22 protein-coding genes and 1 tRNA gene are annotated in these 24,237 nt (G+C 49.3%); 6 read left to right on the top strand and 17 right to left on the bottom strand.

Translation table 11 applies throughout. From position 1 onward, the window contains the following. The 5 genes from infB to PHH59_RS10205 all read right to left on the bottom strand — a co-directional run bounded on the left by infB (position 1) and on the right by PHH59_RS10205 (position 5,721). On the bottom strand, positions 1–2,739 hold the full coding sequence (gene infB, locus PHH59_RS10225; RefSeq protein ID WP_300015221.1) for a translation initiation factor IF-2: 2,739 nt from the start codon (positions 2,737–2,739) through the stop codon (positions 1–3). Positions 2,740–2,764: 25 nt separating this feature from the next. Beyond that, positions 2,765–4,264 (bottom strand): transcription termination factor NusA, encoded by a 1,500-nt coding sequence (gene nusA / locus PHH59_RS10220; protein ID WP_300015218.1) that lies wholly within the window; start codon positions 4,262–4,264, stop codon positions 2,765–2,767. Between the two features lie 26 nt (positions 4,265–4,290). Beyond that, the gene (gene rimP / locus PHH59_RS10215; protein WP_300015215.1) at positions 4,291–4,767 is read right to left on the bottom strand and encodes a ribosome maturation factor RimP; all 477 of its coding nucleotides are present in this window, start codon (positions 4,765–4,767) and stop codon (positions 4,291–4,293) included. 123 nt (positions 4,768–4,890) lie between these two features. Beyond that, positions 4,891–4,967: transfer RNA gene (locus PHH59_RS10210), tRNA-Met, on the bottom strand. A 109-nt stretch (positions 4,968–5,076) separates the two neighbouring features. Further along, entirely contained in the window at positions 5,077–5,721 is a 645-nt protein-coding gene (locus tag PHH59_RS10205) for a uracil-DNA glycosylase (protein WP_300015212.1), read from the bottom strand. A 271-nt stretch (positions 5,722–5,992) separates the two neighbouring features. On the opposite strand from PHH59_RS10205, the gene PHH59_RS10200 reads away from it, so the two are divergent. The 3 genes from PHH59_RS10200 to PHH59_RS10190 all read left to right on the top strand — a co-directional run bounded on the left by PHH59_RS10200 (position 5,993) and on the right by PHH59_RS10190 (position 10,346). Then, positions 5,993–8,158, top strand: a complete 2,166-nt coding sequence (locus PHH59_RS10200; protein WP_300015209.1) for an adenylate/guanylate cyclase domain-containing protein — start codon at positions 5,993–5,995, stop codon at positions 8,156–8,158. A 265-nt stretch (positions 8,159–8,423) separates the two neighbouring features. Beyond that, entirely contained in the window at positions 8,424–9,197 is a 774-nt protein-coding gene (locus tag PHH59_RS10195) for a pentapeptide repeat-containing protein (protein WP_300015206.1), read from the top strand. A gap of 27 nt (positions 9,198–9,224) precedes the next feature. Beyond that, positions 9,225–10,346: a methyltransferase domain-containing protein gene (locus PHH59_RS10190; protein ID WP_300015202.1), complete on the top strand. Its 1,122-nt coding sequence runs from the start codon at positions 9,225–9,227 to the stop codon at positions 10,344–10,346. Positions 10,347–10,490: 144 nt separating this feature from the next. Here the strand turns inward: PHH59_RS10190 and PHH59_RS10185 are convergent, their stop codons facing one another. From PHH59_RS10185 to PHH59_RS10135, 11 genes are all read right to left on the bottom strand, one after another. Next, on the bottom strand, positions 10,491–11,237 hold the full coding sequence (locus tag PHH59_RS10185; protein WP_300015199.1) for a Fe-Mn family superoxide dismutase: 747 nt from the start codon (positions 11,235–11,237) through the stop codon (positions 10,491–10,493). A 191-nt stretch (positions 11,238–11,428) separates the two neighbouring features. Further along, positions 11,429–11,890, bottom strand: coding sequence for a cytochrome c (locus PHH59_RS10180; protein ID WP_300015197.1), 462 nt, complete (start codon positions 11,888–11,890; stop codon positions 11,429–11,431). A 34-nt stretch (positions 11,891–11,924) separates the two neighbouring features. Beyond that, the gene (locus PHH59_RS10175) at positions 11,925–12,629 is read right to left on the bottom strand and encodes a cytochrome b/b6 domain-containing protein (protein WP_300015194.1); all 705 of its coding nucleotides are present in this window, start codon (positions 12,627–12,629) and stop codon (positions 11,925–11,927) included. Between the two features lie 11 nt (positions 12,630–12,640). Beyond that, positions 12,641–13,552 (bottom strand): dienelactone hydrolase family protein, encoded by a 912-nt coding sequence (locus PHH59_RS10170; RefSeq protein ID WP_300015191.1) that lies wholly within the window; start codon positions 13,550–13,552, stop codon positions 12,641–12,643. A gap of 342 nt (positions 13,553–13,894) precedes the next feature. Next, on the bottom strand, positions 13,895–14,887 hold the full coding sequence (locus tag PHH59_RS10165; protein WP_300015188.1) for an SMP-30/gluconolactonase/LRE family protein: 993 nt from the start codon (positions 14,885–14,887) through the stop codon (positions 13,895–13,897). A gap of 174 nt (positions 14,888–15,061) precedes the next feature. Beyond that, the gene (locus PHH59_RS10160; protein WP_300015185.1) at positions 15,062–17,818 is read right to left on the bottom strand and encodes a TonB-dependent receptor; all 2,757 of its coding nucleotides are present in this window, start codon (positions 17,816–17,818) and stop codon (positions 15,062–15,064) included. Between the two features lie 129 nt (positions 17,819–17,947). After that, positions 17,948–18,355: a biopolymer transporter ExbD gene (locus PHH59_RS10155; protein WP_300015182.1), complete on the bottom strand. Its 408-nt coding sequence runs from the start codon at positions 18,353–18,355 to the stop codon at positions 17,948–17,950. After that, complete coding sequence (locus PHH59_RS10150; protein WP_300015179.1) at positions 18,355–19,119, bottom strand: MotA/TolQ/ExbB proton channel family protein; 765 nt, start codon at positions 19,117–19,119, stop codon at positions 18,355–18,357. Before PHH59_RS10150 ends, PHH59_RS10155 begins: the two co-directional genes overlap by 1 nt. Before the next feature lie 8 nt (positions 19,120–19,127). Beyond that, positions 19,128–19,991, bottom strand: a complete 864-nt coding sequence (locus PHH59_RS10145) for an energy transducer TonB (protein ID WP_300015176.1) — start codon at positions 19,989–19,991, stop codon at positions 19,128–19,130. Positions 19,992–20,728: 737 nt separating this feature from the next. Continuing rightward, a complete protein-coding gene (locus PHH59_RS10140; protein WP_300015173.1) occupies positions 20,729–21,349 on the bottom strand; it encodes a methyltransferase domain-containing protein in 621 nt (206 codons plus the stop codon). Between the two features lie 282 nt (positions 21,350–21,631). Beyond that, positions 21,632–22,117 (bottom strand): ester cyclase, encoded by a 486-nt coding sequence (locus PHH59_RS10135; RefSeq protein WP_300015170.1) that lies wholly within the window; start codon positions 22,115–22,117, stop codon positions 21,632–21,634. A gap of 120 nt (positions 22,118–22,237) precedes the next feature. Between PHH59_RS10135 and PHH59_RS10130 the strand changes: the two genes are divergently transcribed. Further along, entirely contained in the window at positions 22,238–22,669 is a 432-nt protein-coding gene (locus PHH59_RS10130; protein ID WP_300015167.1) for a helix-turn-helix domain-containing protein, read from the top strand. A gap of 107 nt (positions 22,670–22,776) precedes the next feature. Next, the gene (locus PHH59_RS10125) at positions 22,777–23,088 is read left to right on the top strand and encodes a hypothetical protein (protein ID WP_300015164.1); all 312 of its coding nucleotides are present in this window, start codon (positions 22,777–22,779) and stop codon (positions 23,086–23,088) included. A gap of 1 nt (position 23,089) precedes the next feature. On the opposite strand, the gene PHH59_RS10120 is transcribed toward PHH59_RS10125, so the two are convergent. Continuing rightward, positions 23,090–23,452: a DUF1640 domain-containing protein gene (locus tag PHH59_RS10120; protein WP_300015161.1), complete on the bottom strand. Its 363-nt coding sequence runs from the start codon at positions 23,450–23,452 to the stop codon at positions 23,090–23,092. A gap of 287 nt (positions 23,453–23,739) precedes the next feature. Between PHH59_RS10120 and PHH59_RS10115 the strand changes: the two genes are divergently transcribed. Then, positions 23,740–24,072: a hypothetical protein gene (locus tag PHH59_RS10115; RefSeq protein ID WP_300015158.1), complete on the top strand. Its 333-nt coding sequence runs from the start codon at positions 23,740–23,742 to the stop codon at positions 24,070–24,072. Positions 24,073–24,237 lie beyond the last annotated feature (165 nt).

Genomic DNA, 24,237 nt, shown 5'->3' with positions numbered 1-24,237 from the left:
TTACAATACCCGTTTGACTTCAGTGCGCTCGAAGACTTCGATTTGGTCGCCCGCTTGCACGTCGTTGTAGTTCTTGACACCGATACCGCATTCCATGCCCATTTTGACTTCGGCGGCATCGTCTTTGAAACGGCGTAGCGATTCCAACTGGCCTTCGTAAATCACCACGTTTTCACGCAGGACGCGGATCGGCAGGTTGCGTTTGACATAGCCATCGATGACCATACAACCGGCAATCGCGCCGAATTTTGGCGAGCGGAACACGTCGCGGACTTCGGCGAGGCCGACAATATGCTCCCTGATTTCCGGGGCCAGCATACCGCTGATGGATTTTTTAACTTCGTCAATGGCATCGTAAATGACGCTGTAGTAATGCAAATCCACGCCTTTTTCTTCGATCAGGCGGCGTGAAGTGGCATCGGCACGGACGTTGAAGCCGATCAGGATCGCACCGGAAGCCAAGGCCAAGTTGACATCGCCTTCGTTGATACCGCCGACACCACCAAAAATGACTTTGACTTCGACTTCATCATTCGACAAACCGACCAAGGAACCGCGCAAGGCTTCCAAACTGCCTTGTACATCGGTCTTGATCACCAGGTTGACGCTGGCCAATTCACCTGCCGTCATGCGTGAGAACACTTCATCCAGTTTGGACGCTTGTTGGGCGGCTTGACGGGTAAATTTCTTGCGGTCTTCACGATGTTTCGCCAGGTCTTTGGCAACCCGCTCGTTTTGGACCACCAAGAATTCATCCCCGGCATTCGGAGTACCGGACAAGCCCAAAATTTCGACAGGTACTGACGGGCCGGCTTCTTTGATGGTTTTGCCATTTTCGTTGAACATGGCACGGACGCGGCCATATTCATGGCCACACAAAACCATTTGCCCGTTTTCCAGCGTGCCTTTTTGGATCAGCACCGTAGCGACCGCACCACGGCCTTTGTCCAAACGTGATTCGATGACAATACCGGATGCCGCGCCTTCGATAGGGGCTTTGAGTTCGAGAATTTCGGTTTGGACAATCAAGGCTTCGATCAAATCATCAATACCTGCGCCTGTTTTAGCGGAAATTTTCAGGAATTGGACATCACCACCCCATTCTTCCGCCAAAACGTTGATCGTAGACAACTCCTGCATGACTTTATCGGGATTGGCTTCGGGCTTGTCGATTTTGTTCATCGCGACAATGATCGGCACGTTCGCCGCCCGTGCGTGTTCCACCGCTTCTTTCGTTTGCGGCATCACGCCGTCATCGGCGGCGACTACGACAATAACCACGTCGGTGACATCGGCGCCCCGCGCCCGCATCGCGGTGAACGCGGCGTGGCCTGGCGTGTCGAGGAAGGTGACCGCGCCGTGGTCAGTTTTGACTTGGTACGCACCAATATGCTGGGTAATCCCACCCGCCTCGCCGGCAGCGACGCGGGTTTTGCGGATGTAATCGAGCAACGACGTTTTACCGTGGTCGACATGGCCCATGATGGTGACGATAGGGGCGCGGGGTAAAGCCACACGGTTATCTTCCGCCAACACTTCGGCAAGCATCTCTTGCTCTAAGTCATCGTCGCTTTGCATGATGGGTTTGTGCCCCATGTCCTCAACCAAAATGACCGCCGTTTCCTGGTCGATGCTTTGGTTGATGGTCGCCATAATCCCTAGCTTCATCAGATGCTTGATGACCAGCGCGGCTTTGACGCTCATTTTTTGCGCCAAATCGGAGACGATGATCATCTCAGGAATGGTGACTTCCTTAACGATAGGCGCGACCGGCATCTCAAACTGATGACGGTTTTCAGAAGGCATGGCGACACGCTGGTTTTGCTTGCCTTTCTTTTTGCCTTTTTTGCCAGGTGTACGCAATGCGCCTTCTTCTTGCTTTTTCTTGTACGCGCCTTCCTGTTGTTTGGCGGCCGCTTGCTGCCTTACTTTTTCAGCATTTTTCTTGATGGACTCTTCAAGCCGGCGTTCTTTTTCCTGCTGTTTTTTTCTGACTTCGTCGGTTTCTTTGGCCTTGATCGGTTTATCTTGTTTAATTTTCTTGTCGTCTTTGATTTTTATCGTCGAAAACTTCTCTTCGGGATCCAGTTCATCAATTAATTCTGGTTCGGAAGACGCGTCAACCGGTGGCTCCGCCTTGCTTACACCCTCAACTTTATTTTCTTGTTTAGGTTTAGGCTGGACATGCTCTGCTTTGGCTTTTTTGGCTGTAGGTGCGGGTGCTGGCTCGGCTAGGGTTTCTGCTTCAGGCACGCCCGCTTGCACCGTTTCGTCAAGCACTGGATTTTCTTGGACAGGCTCAGGCACAGCGACGGCGACTACGGTTTCCACCGTGGTTGGCAATGGCGGCGTTTGCGGCACTTCTTCAACCTGGACAGGCTTTATCGGCTCGATAATTTGGGCCGGTTCCGCTTCCACCATCTCAGGCCGTTTGATATAGGTTTTCTTCTTCCGCACTTCAACGCTGATCGTTTTTGAGGAACTCCCAGGTGCTGTGGACTGTTTGATTTCCATCACTTTCCGGCGTTCCAGCGTCACCCGTCGCGGTGAAGAGGCGGTGCTATCTTCCTGTTTTCCGTGGCGCTTACGCAAATGCCCCAGCAATTGCATTTTCTCATCTTCACTGATGACATCATCAGGGGAGCTGGCAGATAATCCTGCTTCTTTCAGTTGCTCCAATAATCGCTCTAGTGGTATTTTGACTACTTCAGCTAACTGCCGTACCGTTTTATCGCTCATTTATTTCCCCTTTACTCGCTGTGCCTTAAGCAAACCAAGGCTCACGCGCCTTCATAATCAATTTTGCCGCCCGTTCTTCTGTCATGCCGGTAAAATCCAGCAAATCATCTATCGATTGCCCGGCCAAATCATCCATAGTAATAATTCCATGACTTGCCAATTCGTAAGCCAAATCATCGTCCATGCCTTCCATTGTCAATAAATCCTCAGCCGGATGGGCGGTTTCCCTGGTTTCTTCGGCGGCAATCGCGCTGATCAACAAGGCATCTTTCGCACGGCTTCTCAACTCATTGACGAGATCTTCATCAAAACCTTCAATATCCAGCATTTCACTGACCGGCACATAGGCAATTTCTTCAACCGTATTAAAACCGACTTCTGCCAAGGTTAAGGCGATATCTTCGTCAATATCCAATTGCTCCATAAACAACTGGGTAATTTTGGATATTTCCGCTTCGTTGTTCAGCTCAGCTTTGGACGCATCAATGACATTCAGCTCCCAACCCGTCAATTGCGAGGCCAAGCGCACGTTTTGCCCGCCCCGGCCTATGGCCTGCGACAAATTTTCTGAACTGACCGCCAAATCCATGCTGTGCTTGTCTTCATCAACGATAATAGACTGGATTTCAGCCGGAGACATGGCGTTGATGACAAATTGGGCTTCGCTGGGATTCCAAAGGATAATATCGACCCGTTCGCCTGCCAATTCGTTAGTGACTGATTGCACCCGCGCCCCCCTCATGCCGACACAAGAGCCAACCGGATCCAATCTTGGATCATTGCTTTTTACCGCCAGTTTAGCCCTGGAACCCGGATCGCGGGCGGCAGCCATGATGGAAATAGTGCCTTCGGCAATCTCGGGCACTTCCAGGCGGAACAAGGCCGTCAACAATTCTGGCGCAGTGCGGCTAATGAACAGTTGCGGGCCGCGTTGCTCCAGACGCACGTCTTTCAAATAACCTCTAACACGGTCGCCGATACGGATGGCCTCGCGCGGAATCATGTCTTCTTTGGCTATAAAGGCTTCGACGTGACCGCCCAAGTCCATAAAAATACTGCCTTTTTCTATGCGTTTGACGATGCCTGTGACCAACTCGCCAATACGTGAATGGTAAGCATCGACAATTTTTTTACGCTCGGCTTCGCGGACTTTCTGGATAATCGCTTGCTTGGCGTGTTGCGCGGCAATGCGGCCGAAATCGACCGAATCAATTTCTTCTTCAACAACATCACCTACGTTGATATTGGGATCATCCATCTGCGCCACTTCCAGCAGGACTTGGGTGGTCGGGAATTCCACATCGCCATCACAAGCCGGATTAGGCGCAACCACATCCCACTGCCTGAAAGTTTTGTAATCGCCGGTTTTCCTGTCAATGGCAACGCGGGCTTTGATTGAGTTCACATGACGCTTGATAGTAGCGACTTCCAATGCTGATTCTATCGCCTGAAAAACAATTTCCTTGTCAATTTCCTTTTCGTTGGAGAACACCTCCACTACCAATAAAATTTCTTTATTTGCCACTTCGAGCTCCTTTTTCGATGCCTTGATTAAATGCTTTTTTTCATTAAATGGTTATCAGGTACTAAACGCGCTTTACTCATGGCACTAAACGGCACTTCAAAAACCTGGCCATCTTCCTTAAGTGTAATAATATCACCCGCAACACCTTCAATCGAACCTTTGATTTTTCTACGGTTTTCTATGGGTTTAAATAAATTGACCAATACGGTGCTACCGATAAAACGTTCAAACTGGCTGATTTTAAAAAATGGACGGTCTTCGCCTGGTGAAGAAATCTCCAATTGATAGTTGCCCGGAATCGGATCTTCGACATCCAGAACACCACTGATTTGATGACTGACTTTTGAGCAATCATCAACCAAAATGCCGTTTTCACTATCAATATAAATCCGTAACAGACCGTGCTTGGGATGCGGATGATAGTCGATACCGACACATTCATACCCTAAACCTTCAACAACTGGCTCGATCAGATTGACCAAATGCTCAGGGGCCTGCTTCATTATTTCCTCGCTTACTTACGCACAAAAAAAAAGAGCCTAAGGCTCTTCCATTAACAATCAATTGTCAGCTTCCAAAATCCGAAGCCCTGAAAATAAAAAACCCCAAAACGGGGTTTCTTGATCTGGTAGCGGGGGCAGGATTTGAACCTACGACCTTCGGGTTATGAGCCCGACGAGCTACCAAGCTGCTCCACCCCGCGATTGATTCGAATAGTATAGTCGCTTTTTTTTATTTATCAATCTATTTTTAAATTTGTATGACAAATCCAACGGCAATTCGTTATATTGCACTGCTTTTACCGACACGTCTTAAGCCGTAGCCATTAAATCGCTAATTGTTATAAAAACTTCATGGAACATAGCTTGGGTCAAGCGTTTGGTTTGCATATTGTAACGGCTGGTATGGTAGGAATCGACGAACATACGGCCATCGGGCAGCCGGTGTTGTCTGCGGTGTCCAAAAACATACTGGCTGGTTTTCAATTGATAGGCTTTTAAAACGGCTTGGTGGGCGACAGTCCCTAGTGCCAAAATAACCGCATTGGCAGGCAATGTTTGTATCTCGGCCGCCAGATAGCCATTACACTGGCTGACTTCACTGGGCGCGGGTTTGTTTTGGGGCGGTAAACATTTTACGGCATTGGTGATCCGGCAATTGTTAAGCACCAGGGCGTCGTCAAGTGATTTGGATTCAGCTTGATTGCTGAAACCAAATTTGAACAGCGTTTCATAAAGCAGCAATCCGGCATAATCTCCGGTAAAAGGCCGCCCGCTGGCGTTGGCCCCGTGCATCCCGGGTGCCAAACCGACAATTAACAACCGTGCTTTGCTGTCACCAAAAGGTGCGACGGGACGGGCATGGTAAGTTGGATGCTCCTGCTTCACCACACACAGAAAATCAGCCAATCTTTGGCACTGGCGGCAATCTTGATCAAAATATTTTTTGGAAGGCATGATGGTATATTTAAATGACGGGGAATCACATAGTAAGCTGATCTTCATCATTTTTTAAATTTTTTACCATCCACCCCCATTCAAACCGTTGATAAAACATGTCCGGCTTCCATCTTCATTCCCTACTGTTGCTAAATGTACAAGATGTATCATCATTTGCATGAGTTTTCACCCCTGTTTTATTGACTGACAAGGCTACCCAATGCGGCTCAGCTATCAATGGTTTTCGATTTTTCGCATCCTCCTTTGCATCAGCATAACCGGGGCATTTATGCTAAACACGGTGGGATTGCTGGCTCTGCCAACGCTGGAACGCATGGAGAATATCTTTTATGACTTACGCTTGCGTAATACGCTGGTCAACACCGTTGATCCGCGTATTGTCATTGTCACCATAGATGAAGCCAGCCTGTCCCAAGAAGGACAATGGCCTTGGAGCCGCGACAAGATGGCGTATCTGGTCGATATTTTGTTTGACTATTACGGCATCAAACTGCTGGGTTTTGATATGGTGTTCCCGGAACCAGACACCAGTTCAGGCATAACGACATTAAATAAACTCGCTACAACCCAATTACACGATGACGCCCGTTTTTTATCAGCCTTGGAAAGGCTAAAACCGCAATTGTCGTATGATGATACCTTTGCCAAAAGCCTAAAAAACCGTCCGGTGGTGTTGGGATATTTCTTCAGCCATATCAAAGAAAAACTTGCCCAGATTGGCAAATTACCGCTCCCTCTGACCAAAACCAATAATCTGCCGTTCAGTCCGTTGTTGTTTGATGCCCAAAGCTATGCGGCGAATTTACCGGAACTACAAAATGCCGCTGCTTCCGCCGGTTTTTTTGAAAACCCGTTTATTGACCAGGATGGCATTTACCGCAAACTGCCCTTATTGATCCAATACCAGCATCAGCTTTATGAATCCCTGTCATTGGCCCTATTCAGGGCTTTGCTCGATTATCCGGCTATTGAATTTGCAGTGGGTGACAAATACGGTTTACAAAACAACGAAAGCCGACTGGAAGGCCTGCGGATTGAGGGGATAAGCATTCCAGTGGATGAAAGTGCGGCTATTTTGCTGCCTTTTCGGGGACGCCAAGGCAGTTTTAATTATATTTCCGCCACTGATGTCCTCAACGGACTCACCGATGTTACGAAATTAAAAGACAAAATTGTCATTCTCGGCGCAACGGCCGTCGGTTTGCTGGATTCCCGGGCGACTCCGGTCCAGCATATTTACCCAGGCGTGGAAGTCCATGCCAATATCCTCAGTGCCATGCTCGACCAAACCATCAAATCGCGGCCTAACTATATTATTGTCCCTGAAATGATTGAATTGCTGGCTATTTGCCTGCTAGTGATTTTTTTATTTCCGCATTTGACCGCCATACGCTCTGCACTCACATTCAGCAGTTTGTTGGCCTGCGGCATCTTGGCCAATTTCTATTGCTGGACAAGCCTGGGCATTGACACTATTTTAGCCATACCAATAACGCTGTTATTTTTGCTTTACGGCATCCAAATATTTTTCGGCTTCTTTTTGGAAAGCCGTAAAAAAAGGCAGTTAAGCGCGATGTTCGGGCAATACATCCCCCCGGAATTGGTTGAACAAATGAGCCAATCCGACGAAGCCTTTTCCTTGAAAGGGGAAAGCCGCGAAATGACGGTATTTTTTTCTGACGTGCGCGGCTTCACCACAATCTCGGAAACCCAGGAACCACAAGCCTTGTGTGAAATCATCAATGCCATTTTCACCCCCGCCACCCATTTGATCCACGAAGCCAACGGCACTATCGACAAATACATCGGCGACGCCATCATGGCCTTTTGGGGCGCCCCCATGCACAACCCCCACCATGCCTCAGGAGCCGTGCAATCGGCTTTAGCTATCGTGGACATGCTCGCCACCCTGCAAAGCGAATTTACTAACAAAGGTTGGCCGGTGATTGATATGGGTATCGGCATCAACACCGGCACGATGAATGTCGGCAACATGGGTTCACAATTCCGCATGGCTTATACCGTCATGGGTGATGCCGTCAATCTAGGCTCGCGCCTGGAAGAACTAACCAAGCAGTATGGCGTAAAAATCATCGTCAGCGAATCCACCCGCTTGGCTGCGCCAGGATTCGTTTACCGAGAGCTAGACCGGGTGCGGGTCAAAGGCAAACAGTATCCGATCACCATTTACGAACCCATCGGCAAAAAAGCCGACATCCTCCCCGAACAATACCAAACCATCGGGCTACTGGAATCCGCCCTGCGCTATTACCGGCAACAACAATGGACGCTGGCGATAGCGATATTTACTGAATTGTCCATGCAGCATCCAAATGACAAGTTATACACAATATATCTTGAGCGCATTGGGCTTTATCAATCATCACCACCGGAAACGGATTGGGACGGGGTGTTTACCTACACCAGCAAATAACGCCACTGGGCGCATTAATATGTAGGCCGGAATAAGAGCGTCCAAAGCGTAGCGAAGAATGGTCGTTTCCGGCGCTTGCGCCCAAACCGGCTTATTTATGCCCTGCGGGTATTCCGGCCTACAGATCTAGCGTTGTTGTGGTAATCGATCTGATATGAAAACGCTGTAAATTCCATCCATCACTGTTTATTGCAATCGAAAAGAACTAGGGCTAAAGTTGGAAGCCTGATCATTTCGCATCCCACTTATAATATGGAGCACGTCCATGAAACAACTTCCCCATTGCCTATTACTTGCCGTGTTAATCGCCCTACCCGCCTCGGCGGCTGATTTGACCCGCGCCGAAGTCGAACAACGGCTGGCCAACGCCAGCAAGCAACATCCCGCCGACTTGCGCCGCAAAGATTTGACGGACATGGACTTATCGAATTTAGATTTTAAACAGGCTGATTTATGGGGTGCGGATTTGCGCCGCGCCAATTTCAGCAACAGCGATTTGTCCGGCCTGAATCTGGATTTAAGCGTGATGTCAAAAATTAACTTGTCAGGCGCAAACCTCGCCAACACCAGCGTCTTCGGTGTCCATATCGGCGGCGCGGATTTGAGCCACGCCAATCTCAGCGGCAGCCGTTTCATCGCCAATCTGGACCGTTCTAATCTCAGTTACGCCAACCTAAGCCATGCCAATTGGGGGGTGGACATGCAAAACCAGCCTATGGGCCTGATGCGCGTGAGCTTAAACAACGTCAATTTGACGGGGGCGGATTTGACGGCCGCCAACCTCAACCGCGCGTTGATGCGTTACGCCAATTTACACGGTGCGACTTTGAAAAACGCGATTTTGTCGGGCGTGGATTTATCGGGCGCGGATTTAAGCAACGCCGATTTGTCAGGTGCGGATTTGTCCGACAGCTTATTGGAAGACACCAATTTCGCCGGGGCGGATTTGGCAGGCACGCGGTTTTCGGGTATTAAGGATAAAGGAAAGCCCAAGGGCTTGAATTCCAGCAAACATCTTGACGCGGCGATTTTTAAATAAGATTAAGGCCCCCACTAAGGAAAAACCATGACTATAGAAACCAGTGTCTTAGAACGTTATTCGGCAGGCGCGCACAGCGTCCAAACCGAGTTGTGCTGTCCGGTCGATTATGACCGCTCCCTGCTCGAACTGTTACCTCAAGAAATCATAGCCAAAGATTACGGTTGCGGCGACCCGTCGCGTTATGTCAAAGCGGGTGACGTGGTGCTGGACTTAGGTTCCGGTTCCGGCAAAATTTGCTACATGGCGGCGCAATTGGTCGGCGATGGCGGCAAGGTGATCGGTGTCGATATGAACGATGACATGCTGGCCCTGGCACGCAAATACCAAGGCGAGATGGCGGAAAAACTAGGCGAAGACCGCGTGGAATTCGTCAAAGGCCAGATCCAGGATTTGGCTTTGGATTGGGCTGCGGTGAATGCGTATCTGGCAGAACATCCGGTGAAAAATGCCGAAGACATGCTAGGCTTACGCGCTTGGCAAGAACACCAGCGGGCAACGGCGCCTTTAATTAAGGACAATTCCGTAGATTTGGTCGTGTCCAACTGCGTATTGAACCTGGTGCATGACAGCGATAAGGCACAGCTCATCCGCGAGATTTTCCGCGTCGTCAAACCCGGCGGACGGGTGGCGGTTTCGGATATTGTCAGCGACGAAACCGTGCCCGGACATCTGAAACAAGACCCGCAACTGTGGAGCGGCTGCATCTCCGGCGCGTTGCAGGAGCATGAATTTTTAGAAGCGTTCATCAAAGCCGGATTTATCGCCGTCAGCTACGACAAATGGGAAAACCAAGCGTGGCAAGTCGTCGAAGGCATAGAATTCCGCGCCGTCACCATCACCGCCATCAAACCGGCGGGAAACACCTGCACCGACAAAGGCCACGCCGTGATTTACCGCGGCCCGTACTCGGAAGTGTACGATGATGAAGGCCATGTCTATTACCGTGGGCAACGCATGGCGGTGTGTGAACGTAACTACCAATTGCTGACAAGCGACGCTTACGGCGATGACTTCATCGGCATCGCCCCCGCCCAAGAGCAAGCCGGCATACCCTGGGACTGCGCCACCGGAACCTTACGCGCCGTGGCGGAAACCAAAGGCGGAGTGCATGAGGATAAATGTAGCCCAGGGGGCGGGTGTTGTTGAAAAAAGAAGCCTGCATAGAATTTGAGGAAAACGGAAACCGAACCATGCAAAACTCCATACAATTTTTCAAAGCCGGAAACCCCTGTTTATCCGAAATCAATGCTGGTTTTTTAAAAGCTGTAGGGAATTAAATTAGCAAATAAATTAAAGTGATTGTATTTTCAAAGCTTTTTCCAATCTCACCGCCGCCACGTCCCATTGAATGTTACGGAAAAAAGCATCGACATATTGCGTTGCCGCCGCGCCATAATCCATTTGGTAAGCATGTTCGTACATATCCATCACCAGGATGGGTAAAGTCGCGGCGGGGGAATGCAGATGATCCGCCAGCCAATAATTCTCCAGCAAGCCAGTATGCAGATTATGGCCCAGCACCACCCAACCTGAACCGCCGCCCAAACCTGCACCGATGCGGCGGAATTCTTTTTCCCACGCATCGTAGCTGCCGAACGCCTCCGCCAGGGCTTTTTTAAGGGTTTCGCCCGCTTTGCCGGAACCGCCCAGATTGTGGAAATACAATTCGTGCAAGACCACGGAACCCGTGCGCGTCAGGTGTTCGCGTTTGAGGTCGTTATAAAGGAAAGGCGGCGTGTCGGCATCTTCCAAGGCCACAACAAGGCGTTTTTTTACCGTGTTTAAGGCTTTTACCGCGCCGCTGTAATTGTTTTCCCAATGTGAGCGGATCAGTTTTTCGGATATGCCATCCAGTTTCGCCGGATTGAACGGCAAAGGTTTGGGTTCGTGCGCGGTTGTGAAAGCGGAAGCCAGCGCGGTTGTTGCGGGAGTTTCCGGTGTTGCTTCCGCTGCTAGGCTATCTGATGCCAAAGCGACCAGGGCGGCACCGGAGGCGTTGGCTAAAAAATCACGGCGGCTGTAAGGATAAGGGGGCATGGGGTTTCTCCGACGATGTGTTGTTGACCCAGGGGACCTGGACAGGTTTTCAAAACCCATCAGGCCTAAGGATTTGGTTAAAAATAACTTCCCGAACTGTCATTGCCGAAACCGTAGAGACCTAGCAGGTTTTTGAAACCTGCCAGGTCTTAAATCAGGAAGTTAATATTGACCAAATCCTAAGTAATGTCTTATTCCTTGATACGGATTAAATCATGGCAACCTTTGCAAGTTTCACCGAGTTTGCCAAACTGGGTTTTGATTGCGTTGACATCGCCCGTCGCTGCAATTTTTGCCAGTTCGTTGGCGGCGGTATTAAAATTATTGGCGACGACTGTCACTTCATCTTTTTTCTGGAAGAATTCCGGTTTCAGGCGGCTGGTTTTCCAGCCGGTGCCTTGGTCAGTACCGGCACCATAAAGCTCGCCCAGGCCGGAATTGGCAACGGCGGCGATGGCATTGGCGGCGGCGGCGACATAGTCTTTGTTAAAGGTTTCAGGATGATCGACGACTTGTTTCTTGATTTTCCCGGTGTTCCAGCCCAAAAATGAATATGCCGATTGGCGGAAACGGATTTGTTCCTCTATCGGGCCGGCCAGTGCGGCGGTGGTGGCGGTTGCCAGGATAATGGCTAGGGTCAGTTTGGTTTTCATGGTTAAGTCCTCAGTGGTTAAAAATATTATTGCTTTAAAAACTCGGCGGGGTGGCCGTCACCGGCGCGCTTTCGACGGGCTTGATAATTTCCACGCCCTCCCAAACACCCCAAACCACCGCGCCGGAAATAATCACAGTGGTCAAGAAACGGAACACGCCACCGCCTATTACTGTGGTTGCCAAAGCTTTAGGCACTTCTTTCTTGCCCGTCAGCATCGGCACAACTAGGTTGGTTTTTTTTACCACGCGGTAAAAAACGATGGACGCGATATGCAGCGCCACCAGCACCAATAAAAAATTGAATGCCTGCACATGCAGACCGCTTAATTTGTCCCGTGAAGACTCGTCATCCACCAACTGGTAAAACGGCCCTTCAAAGGCAATATCATCACTGGCGCACAAACCCGTCCCGACCAACAGCGACAAGTCCGCGAGCAGGGCGAACACCGCCAACGCGCCTAGCGGGTTATGGCCGATGCCGTACCAACGGCCTCTAAGATAAGCGGCCAACCGTGGCAAGGTAGGCAAAAAACTGCCGAACCGGGCGTAGGTTGAGCCGATAAATCCCCAAATCAGCCGAAAAATCAGCAAACCCAGGATGAATGAGCCGATGCGCCCGTGCCAGTCCATCAGATTGCCGCCCAGGGTCGCGGTGACATAAGCCGCAACGACGGCAAGCACCAGCAACCAGTGAAATAGCCGGATGGGAAAATCCCAAATACGCACTGTCACTTTCATCGTATTCCCCCTTAAAAACCGTTGATAAACTGTTGGCTACGCAAATGCCCGTTAAAAAATTGGATAGTCCGCTCCCAAGCCAGTTTGGCTGCCGCTTCGTCGAAGCGTGGCGTGGTGTCGTTGTTGAAACCATGCTGCACACCCGGATAAATGAAGGCTTCATATTTGACCCCCGCCACTTTCAACGCGGTTTCATAAGCAGGCCAACCGGCATTGATACGATCGTCAACACCTGCATAATGGATCAGCAACGGGGCTTTGATTTTTGCGGTTTCTTCGGCGGTGGGTTGGCTGCCGTAAAACGGCACGGCCGCCGCCAAATCGGGTATCCGTGTCGCCAAGAAATTGACGATGCCGCCACCATAGCAAAAACCGACCGCACCGACTTTGCCGTTGCCGTCGGGCAACTGTTTCAAGACTTCGGCGGCCTTTATAAAATCGGCCTGCAATTTGGTTTTATCGAGTTTTTGGAACAGCTCGCGGGCTTTGTCTTCATCACCAGGATAGCCACCTAACGAAGCCAAACCATCGGGCGCGAAGGCAATAAAATTGTCCAACGCAAGCCGCCGGGTTATATCTTCGATATGCGGGTTCAAGCCACGGTTCTCGTGTATCACCAGCACGGTCGGCAGTTTGCCTGTGGATTTAGCAGGTTGCACCAGATAGCCACGCAAGGTGCCGTTGCCTTCGGAAGAATCGTATTCGACATATTTCGCTACGATGCGCGGATCGCCGGGGGCGATTTGCTGCGCTTGGGCAAATTTGGGGTTCAACGCTTCCAGCAAGCCCTCTGCGCCCAAGCCTAGCACGGTGAATTTTGCGGCGGAACTTAAAAATCCGCGCCGCGAAATGTCGCCGTGGACATATTTGTCAAAAAGTTTTAGCACTTCAGGGTCAAAGTCGTTGGCTGTTTTACGGGTCATGGATGTTTCCTTTCGGTAGTTTTAGAAATATCTCAGTCGTTCAGGGGGCTTTCACGCTCGTTCCCAAGCTGCTCCGGCTTCACAGCCCACAAGTTAATAAATATATATTTATAATCAAATGGTTACGATTGTGTTAAGTGGTATTTCCATCGTAGGTCGGGTTAGCGATAGCGTAACCCGACAGCATCTGGGCGGCACACCGCTACGCTGTTGGGTTACGCTATCGCTAACCCAACCTACATAAGACGTATCCAATTGATAATGAAAGTAAAAAAACATTAACTGTGGGCAGTGAAGCTCCGGCTTGGGAACGAGTAAACACCTGAAAGGTCTGGCGCAAACTTATTTCACCCGCCCATCAAAGCCCGGTGTCAGCACGGCAATCTTATAAGCCGCACCACGCCCCACGGCATACAGGGTTTTCTTGTCCTTACCCGCGAAAGCAAGGTTTTGGGGTTTTTTAGGCAGCGGGATAACGCCTAAGGCATCGCCTTTGTCGCCAAACACTTCAATACCTGCACTGGAGGCGACATAGAGCCTGCCTTTAGCATCAACGGCAAGGCCGTCCGCACCGCTAGCCCAGTCGCCCGTTTCAGTTTTGCCCCAACCCGCCAGCTTGGCGAAATTCCGTTTCGTGCCGATAGAACCATCCGCCGTGACATCGTAGGCCAGGATGTGTTCGCCATCGGTATTGGCGACATACAGGACTTTTTCATCGGTGCTGAGCTGGATGCCGTTAGGTCGTTTGATGTCGTTGGCTAGGCGTTTCACCTCGCCATCGGGGGCAATATAATAAACACCTGGCGTGGAAGCGGGCGGCGTAGGGTTTTCTTTAGATGGGCGGGTGCCGCTATCGGTGAAATAAATGCCGCCGTTTTTCGCCAGCACCAAATCATTGGGGCGTTGGTAAGCCGTGCCTTCAAAATTTTCGCTTAAGGTTTTCTCCTTGCCTGGCGGGTAAATGATGCCGACTTTGGTTTTCAGGGTTTGCACGGCAAACAATTCGCCATTGCTGTTGAATGCCAGGCCATTGGCCCCGTTAGTATTTTCCAAGAAAGTCGAAATCGTGGTATCGGGTGCAATGCGGGTGATGCGGTTGGCTTTGGTTTCGGTGAACAACACACTGCCGCTGCCATCGACGGCGGCAATCGGGCCTTCGGTGCCATCGAAACCATCCTTGATAAAATGGATAGGTGTCCCGCCCGCCGTGACCCCAGAAATGGCGGGCGTGAAGGTGTCTTCGGGAATAGCCGATTCAGCAATTGCCAAAAGTGAAGTGACCAATAAAAAGGCACCGGCGACCGGTATTGACCTCTTAAATACAGATGTAAACATGATGTATCTCCTGATTTAATTAAAAGTAACGCTAGATGCTAAGTACCCGCGCATAAGTTTTCATAAAACCTGTCAGGTTTGCACAAAAATTATTTGCATGGGTACTTAGTCATTACAAACCATTTTTATCTAAAAAAACCGCCTGTTTGTGCAGGCGGGAAAGGACCACCACCATCAAAAACTGGTACGGAAATGCACACCAAAGTAACGCGCTTCGCCGTAAGTGCCAGACGGTGCGCTAGTGCTTGAAAACTGAGCTGCGTTGGTCAGATAAATCGTATCAAAGACGTTACGCCCCACCAGATCCAGGTTGTATTGACCGTTTTTGCTGCTGACACCCAGTCCGGCATCGGTGACATGATAGGCATCTTGCCAACCCGACGCGCTGAGGCTGGCGTTGTAATTGGCCCTGGATTTATAACTGTTGACGATGAACGCATGCCATTGCAGACCTAAATCGTTCCATAAACCCAAGCCAAACGGCAGCTTATAATCCGCCCCAAAGTTGGCGGTAAACTCGGGAGCGTTGGGTATTTGCAAACCGGTCTGGTCGCAAGCGCCGGAATTGTTTAGCTCAGCCGGGCAAGGCGCGTTTTTAAAATCGGTGTACACAGCATTGTTATACGAACCGTTCATGAACAGGCTCAAACCTTTGTAAGCCAACCAGTTAGTTTCCAACTCAATCCCGCGTAAGCGGATACCGTTGATATTGCCCAAGATGGTGTTGAAACCGGACTGCGTGGTGGTATCAACCACTTGCAATTGCGATTGGAAACCTTCGACGTCGGTGTTGTACAGGTTCAGGTTGACCGCCAATTTGCGGTCGAACCACGAACTCTTGATGCCCAATTCATAATCCATCACATCTTCTGGATTGACGTTTTGTATCGAGCCATCGGAATTGGAAAATTGTGCCGCGCCGGATTTTTGCCCGCCCGCCACGGAGAAATAGACCATGACATCCTGGTTGATTTTATAACTGGGATTGACCAGCCAGTTTTGGGAGTCTTGGTCAAATCCTTGTCTTGGTGCCGACCAAATTGGAATTTTGCCCAACGCGGCTTGTTGGATACGCAAGGCGGCGGCTTGTTGGTCTTGGGAGGCATAGCTTAAATCTGCGCCGCCGCTGTAACCGTTGTTGCCTTTGTTATCGCGATGTTCCCAGGTTTCCCGCAAACCTAAAGTCAACGTCGCCTTATCGGTGATATGCCAGTTAGCCTGTCCAAACGCCGCCAAGCTGGTCACTTCCGGGTTCAAATAACCCGTTTGCAGGACATGGTTCAGCGAATCCCGCATGACTTGACGGCCCAAAGGATCGGCATTCAACAGTTTGTAATCGCTGGTTTTGGCATAAAAAGCCCCGGCATCGGCACCGTAGAGACGCTGGTTATTGGTGTCCGCCGAAGTGCGCATCCCGAACAAACCTACCTGATAGTCAATCGGCCCCGGTTGTTGGGAAGTCAAGCGCAGTTCCTGCGTCCATTGCTGGTTTTGCACGGTAAGGCCGGAAATATGCTGAATATCGGCGGTCGTGGCATCGCCGTCATGATGCGGTTCAAACAAGGAATCACGGTAGGCCGAAATGGAGGTCAATTTGTGTGAGCCTACATCCCAGTTGATTTCCCCCGACACCCCTTCCTGGTCGCCGCGTGATACTTGGCGGTCATTTTGTGAGATTCTTCGAGGATCGCCAGTCACCGTTAGTGGCTGGCCTGAATGGCGCAGATTGTCAAACCAGTCACGGTTCAAGCGCGTCGTAAAAGACGATGTTCTCACCGTGCCGTCAGCAAAAGTGGCCGGATCGTTCATCAAAGGATTGATGCTCATGGTTTGTGTAGACGATGAGCGGTCGGCAATAATCCGCGCCGACACGGTGTCGCTAGGCGTGAACAAAAATTGCACACGTCCGCCCAAGGCATTGGTTTCCTGGACATTACCGACTGTCACAGGCGAATCCAGGTTTTGGACAAAACCATCGCGGCGGTCAACAAAGATAGACGCGCGGTAAGCCAAAAAGCCCGGCAACAGCGTACCCGTCGCCGATGCCTTGCCTTGCAGTGAATCGCGGTTCCCGGCAAAACCATCAATGTAATACCCGGATTTGAACGACGGGGTTTTGGTGTTGACGTTAATTAGCCCTAAGTTACTGTTCTTGCCCTGTAACGTGCCTTGCGGCCCGCGCAAGACTTCGACATGGTCTATATCCACATAGTTGGTCCACGTCGAACCCACCCAGGATGACCAGACATTGTCCACCATGACGCCGACGCTAGATTCCATCGACTCGTTGCCGCTATTTTTGCCCAAGCCGCGCAAGGCGATACTGGTTTGCCGGACGTTGGTGCTGGTGACGCCTAAGTTAGGGACGCGCCGGGACATATCCTGCACCGTGACGATATTGTCCCGCCGTAAGGTTTCGCCGGTAATGACGGCGATAGGGATAGGCACTTCTTGCAATTTTTCTTCTTTGCGACGTGAAGTCACCACCACTTCGGACAGGTTTTTGGGTTCTTCGATATAGTCTTTGTTTTTCGCTTCCGCTGTCGTGGCGGCTTCCTCTGGCTTCGCTTCAACCGCAACAGGTGTTGTGGATTCAGTGCTTGGCGATCCGATAGCGGCGGCATTGCCGCTGTCGGTCAGGGCTTTTTTCAGACGCTCGCTTTCTTGTTTGGCTTTTAGCAATTCTTCCCGCAAACGGCTGTTTTCATACTCCAGCCCGTAATTAACCGCTTTTTCTTCCGCAAAACCGGTATCCGGTGACAGTAAAGCAGCCCCTGCAATAATCACAGCGACACCACCTAGCTTCACAGATCTGCCCGCTCCGTTAATTAAAACTTGCACAACGGCATTTAACGTCGAAGGCATTTCTGTCGTTGCCAGCAATAGTTCCACCTCTTGCTTTGGCTGTCGCCTGTTGTTTTGATGTTTCATTGTGTTTCCTTCTTATCGTCAAAAGTAAAGTCGTTTTTCCAGCCAAAACTGGTTGTTTTCATAAATTTTTCGCAAAGCAACCCATATACGGCTTAAAAAGCCGCTGATTTTTACCGCTTGGCCTTGGATTTACTGGGCTATGGTCAGGACTGACAACTTGCTGATGCCAGACCGTTCAATGGATGACATGACTTTGGCGACTATGCCGTATTGCACACCATCATCTGCGTTTAAATTGAGGGCGATTTCCGGGTCAGCCGCCTTGCGCGTTTTCAACTCGTTTTCAAAGGATTCCAGTTGAATTTCGGTTTTGTCGATAAAGATTTTCCCGGACGCATCCACGCTCACATACACGGGGTCTTTTTCTTCGGGCGGTGCGGTCTCGGCAGTTTTGGGCAAATTGACATGGATGGCGTTCGTCAACAGCGGCGCGGTGACGATGAACACCACCAGCAATACCAGCATCACATCGACCAATGGCGTGACGTTGATTTCGCCCATCACCTCATCGCCTTCATCTTGGGTTTTAAAAGCCATTAGATTTGCGCCCCTTTCGCATGCAGTTCTTCTTGTTCAAGTTTAGAAATTTGTTCCCTGCCGCCCGCTTCGCCTAGCCGTGAAGTCGCCGCCAATTTGGGGGCCGGACGTTTGATGATGAACGAGGTTTTTAAAGCCAGATGCACGAAATCAATCGCAAAATCATCCAGTAAGGCCCACACGACTTTGTTCCGGCGGATAAAAAAGTTGTAGGCGATAACGGCGGGTACGGCGACTGCGATACCGACGGCGGTGGCGATCAAGGCTTCACCGATGGGGCCGGCGACCACTTCCAAACTTGCCGAGCCGCTTTTGCTGATGCTGGTCAACGCGCCCATAATCCCCCACACCGTGCCGAACAGACCGACGAAGGGCGAAACGCTGCCTACCGTGGCAAGAATCGCCAAGCCGCTTTCCACAGCACCGCGTTCTTTCTGCATTTGCTGGCGTAAACGCCGATCCAGCAATTCTTGGCGGTCTCCGGTGTGCTCAAGGTCATGGGTTGAAGTCCCCGTTTCAGTTTCCACCAACGTGGTGAACCCCGCCTGGGCGACCCGTGCAATCGGGCCTTGGTAAATTTTCAACTCGGAAGCCACTTGCAAATCCGCCGCACTCCAAAATTGTTTGTTAAAAAGGCGGTTGTAATGGGCAATGCGTAGATGCTGTATGCCTTTGATAAGAATCAAAGTCCACGTCGCCACGGAAAACCCGACCAGGACATAAAGGGTGCCATCGACAATGGCGGTGGATGCTATATCTGACATGAAGGGCCTCAGTTTTGTAAATTAAAAGTGATGGGTACGGTCACCCAACCGGCAATTGGCGTTTTGCCGCGCATGGCGGGCACAAAAGACCATTGTTTGACGGTGCGCACGGCGGCATCGTCCAGTATCGAATAACCGCTGGATTTGGTGACGTTGACAGTGTCGGGCTTGCCATTTGGCTGCACATGCACCTTCATCAGCACCTTGCCTTCCAGCCCTCTGTCCATCGCCGCTTCGGGATATTCTGGCGACGGGTTATGCAAATAGGCGGCCCCGGCTTTGGGTTCTGTCACTTTCTCCACCACAGGCGGCGCAGCTTGGGCTACAGGAGGTACTGGCACCACTGGCCCTTTGCTTTCAACCGTGGAGACGGGCCGGGGCAAAGGTGGCGGGGCAAGCTGTGGCATCGGTTTCGGCTGGAGCTTAGGCTTAGGTTTGGGCTTCAGTGGTACCGCCTTGGGCACAGGTGGCTTAGGTGGCGTCTGGGCTTTTGGTGGCGGCGGTGGAGGTGGCGGTTGGATAATCGGCTTGGGTTGCGGCTTGACCAAGGTTATCTCCACTTTTGGCGGCACTTTTACCGGTTCGATTAGCGGTTCTTGGGCGAACATGTTTTTGTCTAAATGACCGACCAAGCTGGCATGTACCCACAACGCCAAAGCCCCGATGATCAAATAATCCAACAACTTCCTGTCACTTTGCTCCGTAGCGTTTTTTAAATGCCCCAAAACAAAAGTACCTGCCGTTGACGGTAATAGGCCGGTCGCCAGTTCACTGGCCGCCGGTTTAAAAGGGAAGACTTTCGCCGTATTACTTTGGCTAGGCGGTTTTGTATCCGCCTCAACAAGTTGGAAGTTTAATAATGGTCTGTTCATGGCTCACCCCATTCCATCAGATACGCAATCGGCATCAATCATTAATTGGCTAGAAAATCATTATCCACCAAACACTTGGACTATTTTCCATTGGCTTCAATATACCTTAAGCATAAGACATGCCATTAATTAAAATCAACAGGGGATTCTTTATGTATTTTTCTATAGATAAAAATACATCATAAAAACAATTGCTTGCGTTGTAAAATAGCCTTGGTGACAATAGGGTTTAGCAAATCTGGATATTTATAAGAATTCCAGCCAAACCGCAGCCTGTATTTTCAGCAACAAGCTGGTTGTCCACTGTTTCGCCAGAAACACCTGGGATTGGCTGGTTCCACGCTAGATGCGATACATGAGAGGGAGATATTTTTTGTCGGAGCGGGGGGATGAAAGTTTACTAGGCAATCATGTAGAAGTTACGCATTGACAGCGGGGATTTTTTAAAAACCCTGCCAATGCGAGGTCATATAAAAATTTTTACCTTTTAAAATTAAGGTATTGTTGAGAATTTTAATTTAAAGATTTCTTTTAAATTACCCATTGATGTAGCCTCACATAAAAACCACATGATTTTTATATATTTATCGCTGTCAATGCGTAACTTCTATAATGGTTGGGCATCGTTCCCACGCTTTGTGGGAATGCAGCTATTGACGCCCCAGCGTCACGTCATGCAACGCTGGAGCGTTGTAGTATGAAATTCCCCACACTAGCAGCTAGCAGAGCCTGTCGGACTACCATTTTCTGGCTTCAATCAGTTTAAGCATATCCCCGCTTTCCTCATCCACCCGCACCGATACAAACGGACAGGCTTTGACATTTTTGACGGTATTGCGGTCAATGTTCGCGCCAAATAGACGCAATACCAGCGGGTTCAAGCGTTTCATCAGCCAGGCTATCGGTGGTTTTGAGCTTAACACATGTTCCAATAACAACACCTGCCCACCCGGTTTGCATACCCGGTGCAATTCCTTCAGACCTTTTAACGGCATAGGCACGGAACAGAACACAAACGTGGCGATGACAGTGTCGAAACTGTTATCGGCGAAATACAAAGATTGTACGTCCATCAATTCCAAATCTACCACGACTTTTTTGCGCTCCTTCTGGATAGCGGCCTGTTGGAGCATACCTGGACTAAAATCTATCGCAGTGATACGCGCATAACCTGGGTAATACGCGAAGTTCTTCCCCGTACCGACACCAACTTCCAGAATATGGTAACCCTCTACCCGTTCCCAGAGTTTCTTACGCCATTTTTTAAAAAACAAGCCTTCGACAATGGCTTCAAACACTTCAAAATACGGGGCTATGCGGTCATAGCGTTTTTTAATGGTTTCGCTATTTGCTTTCATAAACAAAGGGTCGGTGTTGGCTTTAAAGCGGGCATAGTACACATAGCTGCTGAGTTAAGCAAAGCAATGTCATCTAATCCTGATCCCGGTCTGAGTAACTGGGAGTAACTGGGGTAGTAACTGGGGTCAGAGTAAGCTTAAAATGGCAAGATTTAAGCTTACTCTGACCCCAGTTATGCTGTAGGCGGCGCGCCCCTTACCGTAACGTTAGAACCCAATTGGGAACGCTCAGATGCGCCTTCATGCCTCTAAGCGACCCAATTATCAACCAAACGCTTTACGCTATTTGATGACGCCGAGTTGCTTGAAAAGCCCGTAGACATCTATGACGTCCCAATGTTCGGCGAATTTGCCGTCCTGAATACGGAAAATGTCCACTGCGGCAATGCTGTAACTTTTGTTGGTGGCGGGGATTCCCAGCCAATCCCCTTGCTGGGTGCCTGAATACGTTCCATAAGCCCAAACGGTATCGCCTTCCGCCACAATCTTGGTAAGACTGTAATTCCAGTCTGGTACAGCGTTAAACCAATCGGCAAAGAACTGCTTGAATCCCACCAAGCCTTGCGGAACAAGTGGATTGTGCTGGATGTAGCCTTCGTGCATGTAGCTATGCAGGTTTGATAGCTCCTTCTTGCCGAAGACTTCTGCACCGAAGTTCGCCAGTAATTGCTTGTTTTCCTGTAATGTGTCTTGAGCCATTGCATTATCTCCGGTAGTAAGTAAAAAAGCAGAAAGTAGGGCTGTAATAGTCTTGCGTAATAATTTCATGTGACCTCCTTGATTAAGATGCTGATCGCGATTGGTTGGTAGTACACAATCAGCGTTGCACACTATATAAAAAATGGTTACTATTTGGAAGAAGGCACCTAAACGATATATAGGTACCTAATGGATACTATGGGAACAATGAAGCCGTCACCATCAAAACAAGCACAAGTCTGGAACGTCTATGACGCTCAGTGTCCGACACGCCTGGTGCTAAACAGGATTGCCGACAAATGGACTGTCCTGGTCGTTAGTTCGCTGGAAGGCGGAACCAAGCGCTTCAGCACTTTACGGCGCGAGATCGGCGGGGTATCCCAAAAGATGCTGACGCAAACGCTTCGTGGGCTTGAGCGTGACGGTCTGGTCACAAGAACCATCTATCCCTCTGTGCCGCCGAAGGTAGAATATTCGCTTACTCCGCTTGGACGCACCTTGGTCTCACTGCTCGATGCTATCCGTGTATGGTCAGAGACCCATATCGAAGAAGTACTGAAAGCTCAGACCATGTACGACAGTACGGATACATCGAGTTTGGGTTCTAACGGCATTACCTGAATAACTGGGAATAACTGGGGTCAGAGTAATATTAAGAATAACTGGGGTCAGAGTAATATTAAAATGGCAGGATTTAAGCTTACTCTGACCCCAGTTATGCAGAAGTAATGGAAATCCAGAAATATGTAGTTCACGAAGGCATAGGGACTATAGCCAGAGGATTTGAGGAAAAAGGACAGATAAAAAAAGGAGAATTCGCAAAAATAGAAAGGAAAATATTCAAAGAAAACCAGATCAATGAGCCACAGGAAATAGACTGGAAAAAAGAAGCGGCAAAAATGAAAAGAGATCAAGCTTTTAAAGCATTTTACCAAAAACCCAGCAAATGCTTTACCCCAGAAAACGAAAAGGAAAAAATGGACTGCATCAACACACACGTTAGAGCATGGAAGCAATTCATACTTACTTATCAAGATTAAATTAAAACTTACCCGTAAGACGTAACAAAAGCGCGGTAATAATGGTTATCTGCAAAAGACCGACACCGACAACCCAACGTATTAGGTCAGCTTTAGTTTCTTGTATTTCACGCCTGACCATTTCAATATCACGTTTCAATTCAGAACGGACCAGTTCAATTTTAAGTTCCGTTTCCTTAATCCTTGCATCCAAATCTTTATTAGTGACGACGTTATCAAGATTATGTTCGTGCTTGACGTAATCGACAAGGGCAGATGTGGCTTGTTGATGAAGCCGTGTTATGGCTTCAGCTTGCGGTTCAGTCAACCCCGCCTGCTTAAGTTCGGTAACGAATTCATGGGTGTCAAAGGTTAATGTAGCCATAATTAATTAGGTTTTATCAAGAGTTGGCTTATTGTAACTGCAATTATAGAAAAATAATATTTACTACATTTTCAAATAAATACAAATAAATAACTGGGGTCGAGTAAGATTAAAATGACAGGATTTAAACTTACTCTGACCCCAGTTATTTACCCCAGTTATTTTAAAACCAAAACAGTCAGATATGAAAGCAACTAATGCGATATGATAGGGGCTGGACATACTATAGATTTACCGACATTGATGTCCAAATTCCCCAATAACCCACTAAAGGCTTTTCAAATTTTATGAATATCATCAAAAAAACTATGCTAACTTTCTTAATGGCTATCTCTTTAGGTGCTGTCAGCACTGTTGCCTTAGCAGAAGATGCAAGCGTTTCCGAAACGATTGTGCATGTTGAAAAAGCCTTGGAAGAAGTCAACAAAAGTGATTTTTCTGCCGCCCGTTTGCATTTAAAAGCAGCTCGTTCCGCATCAGAAAAAATCTCTGGTCATGACGACATTGTTAAAAAAGCCAACGCTAGCGTCATTCAAGGACAAATCCAGTCAAACAAAGGCGATGTCAAAAAAGCGGCTGAAGAATTGAATAAAGCTTTAGTGTTGTACAAATCACTATAAATTAAGTGCCTGAAAGGGCTTTTAATGAAGGTCCAAGGCAATCGAGATAGCCTTGGACTTTTTTTCAAAAAGTTGTTATTGGTGGTGATGTAGCCGTTCTAATTCATAATGCGAACAACCCCCATCCCTGCCGCACTGAAGGGGTACGCCTGTTGGAAACCAGCA

Source organism: Methylovulum sp., assembly GCF_028687615.1.
Lineage (GTDB): Bacteria > Pseudomonadota > Gammaproteobacteria > Methylococcales > Methylomonadaceae > Methylovulum.
This window is presented reverse-complemented; position numbering and strand designations above follow the sequence as displayed.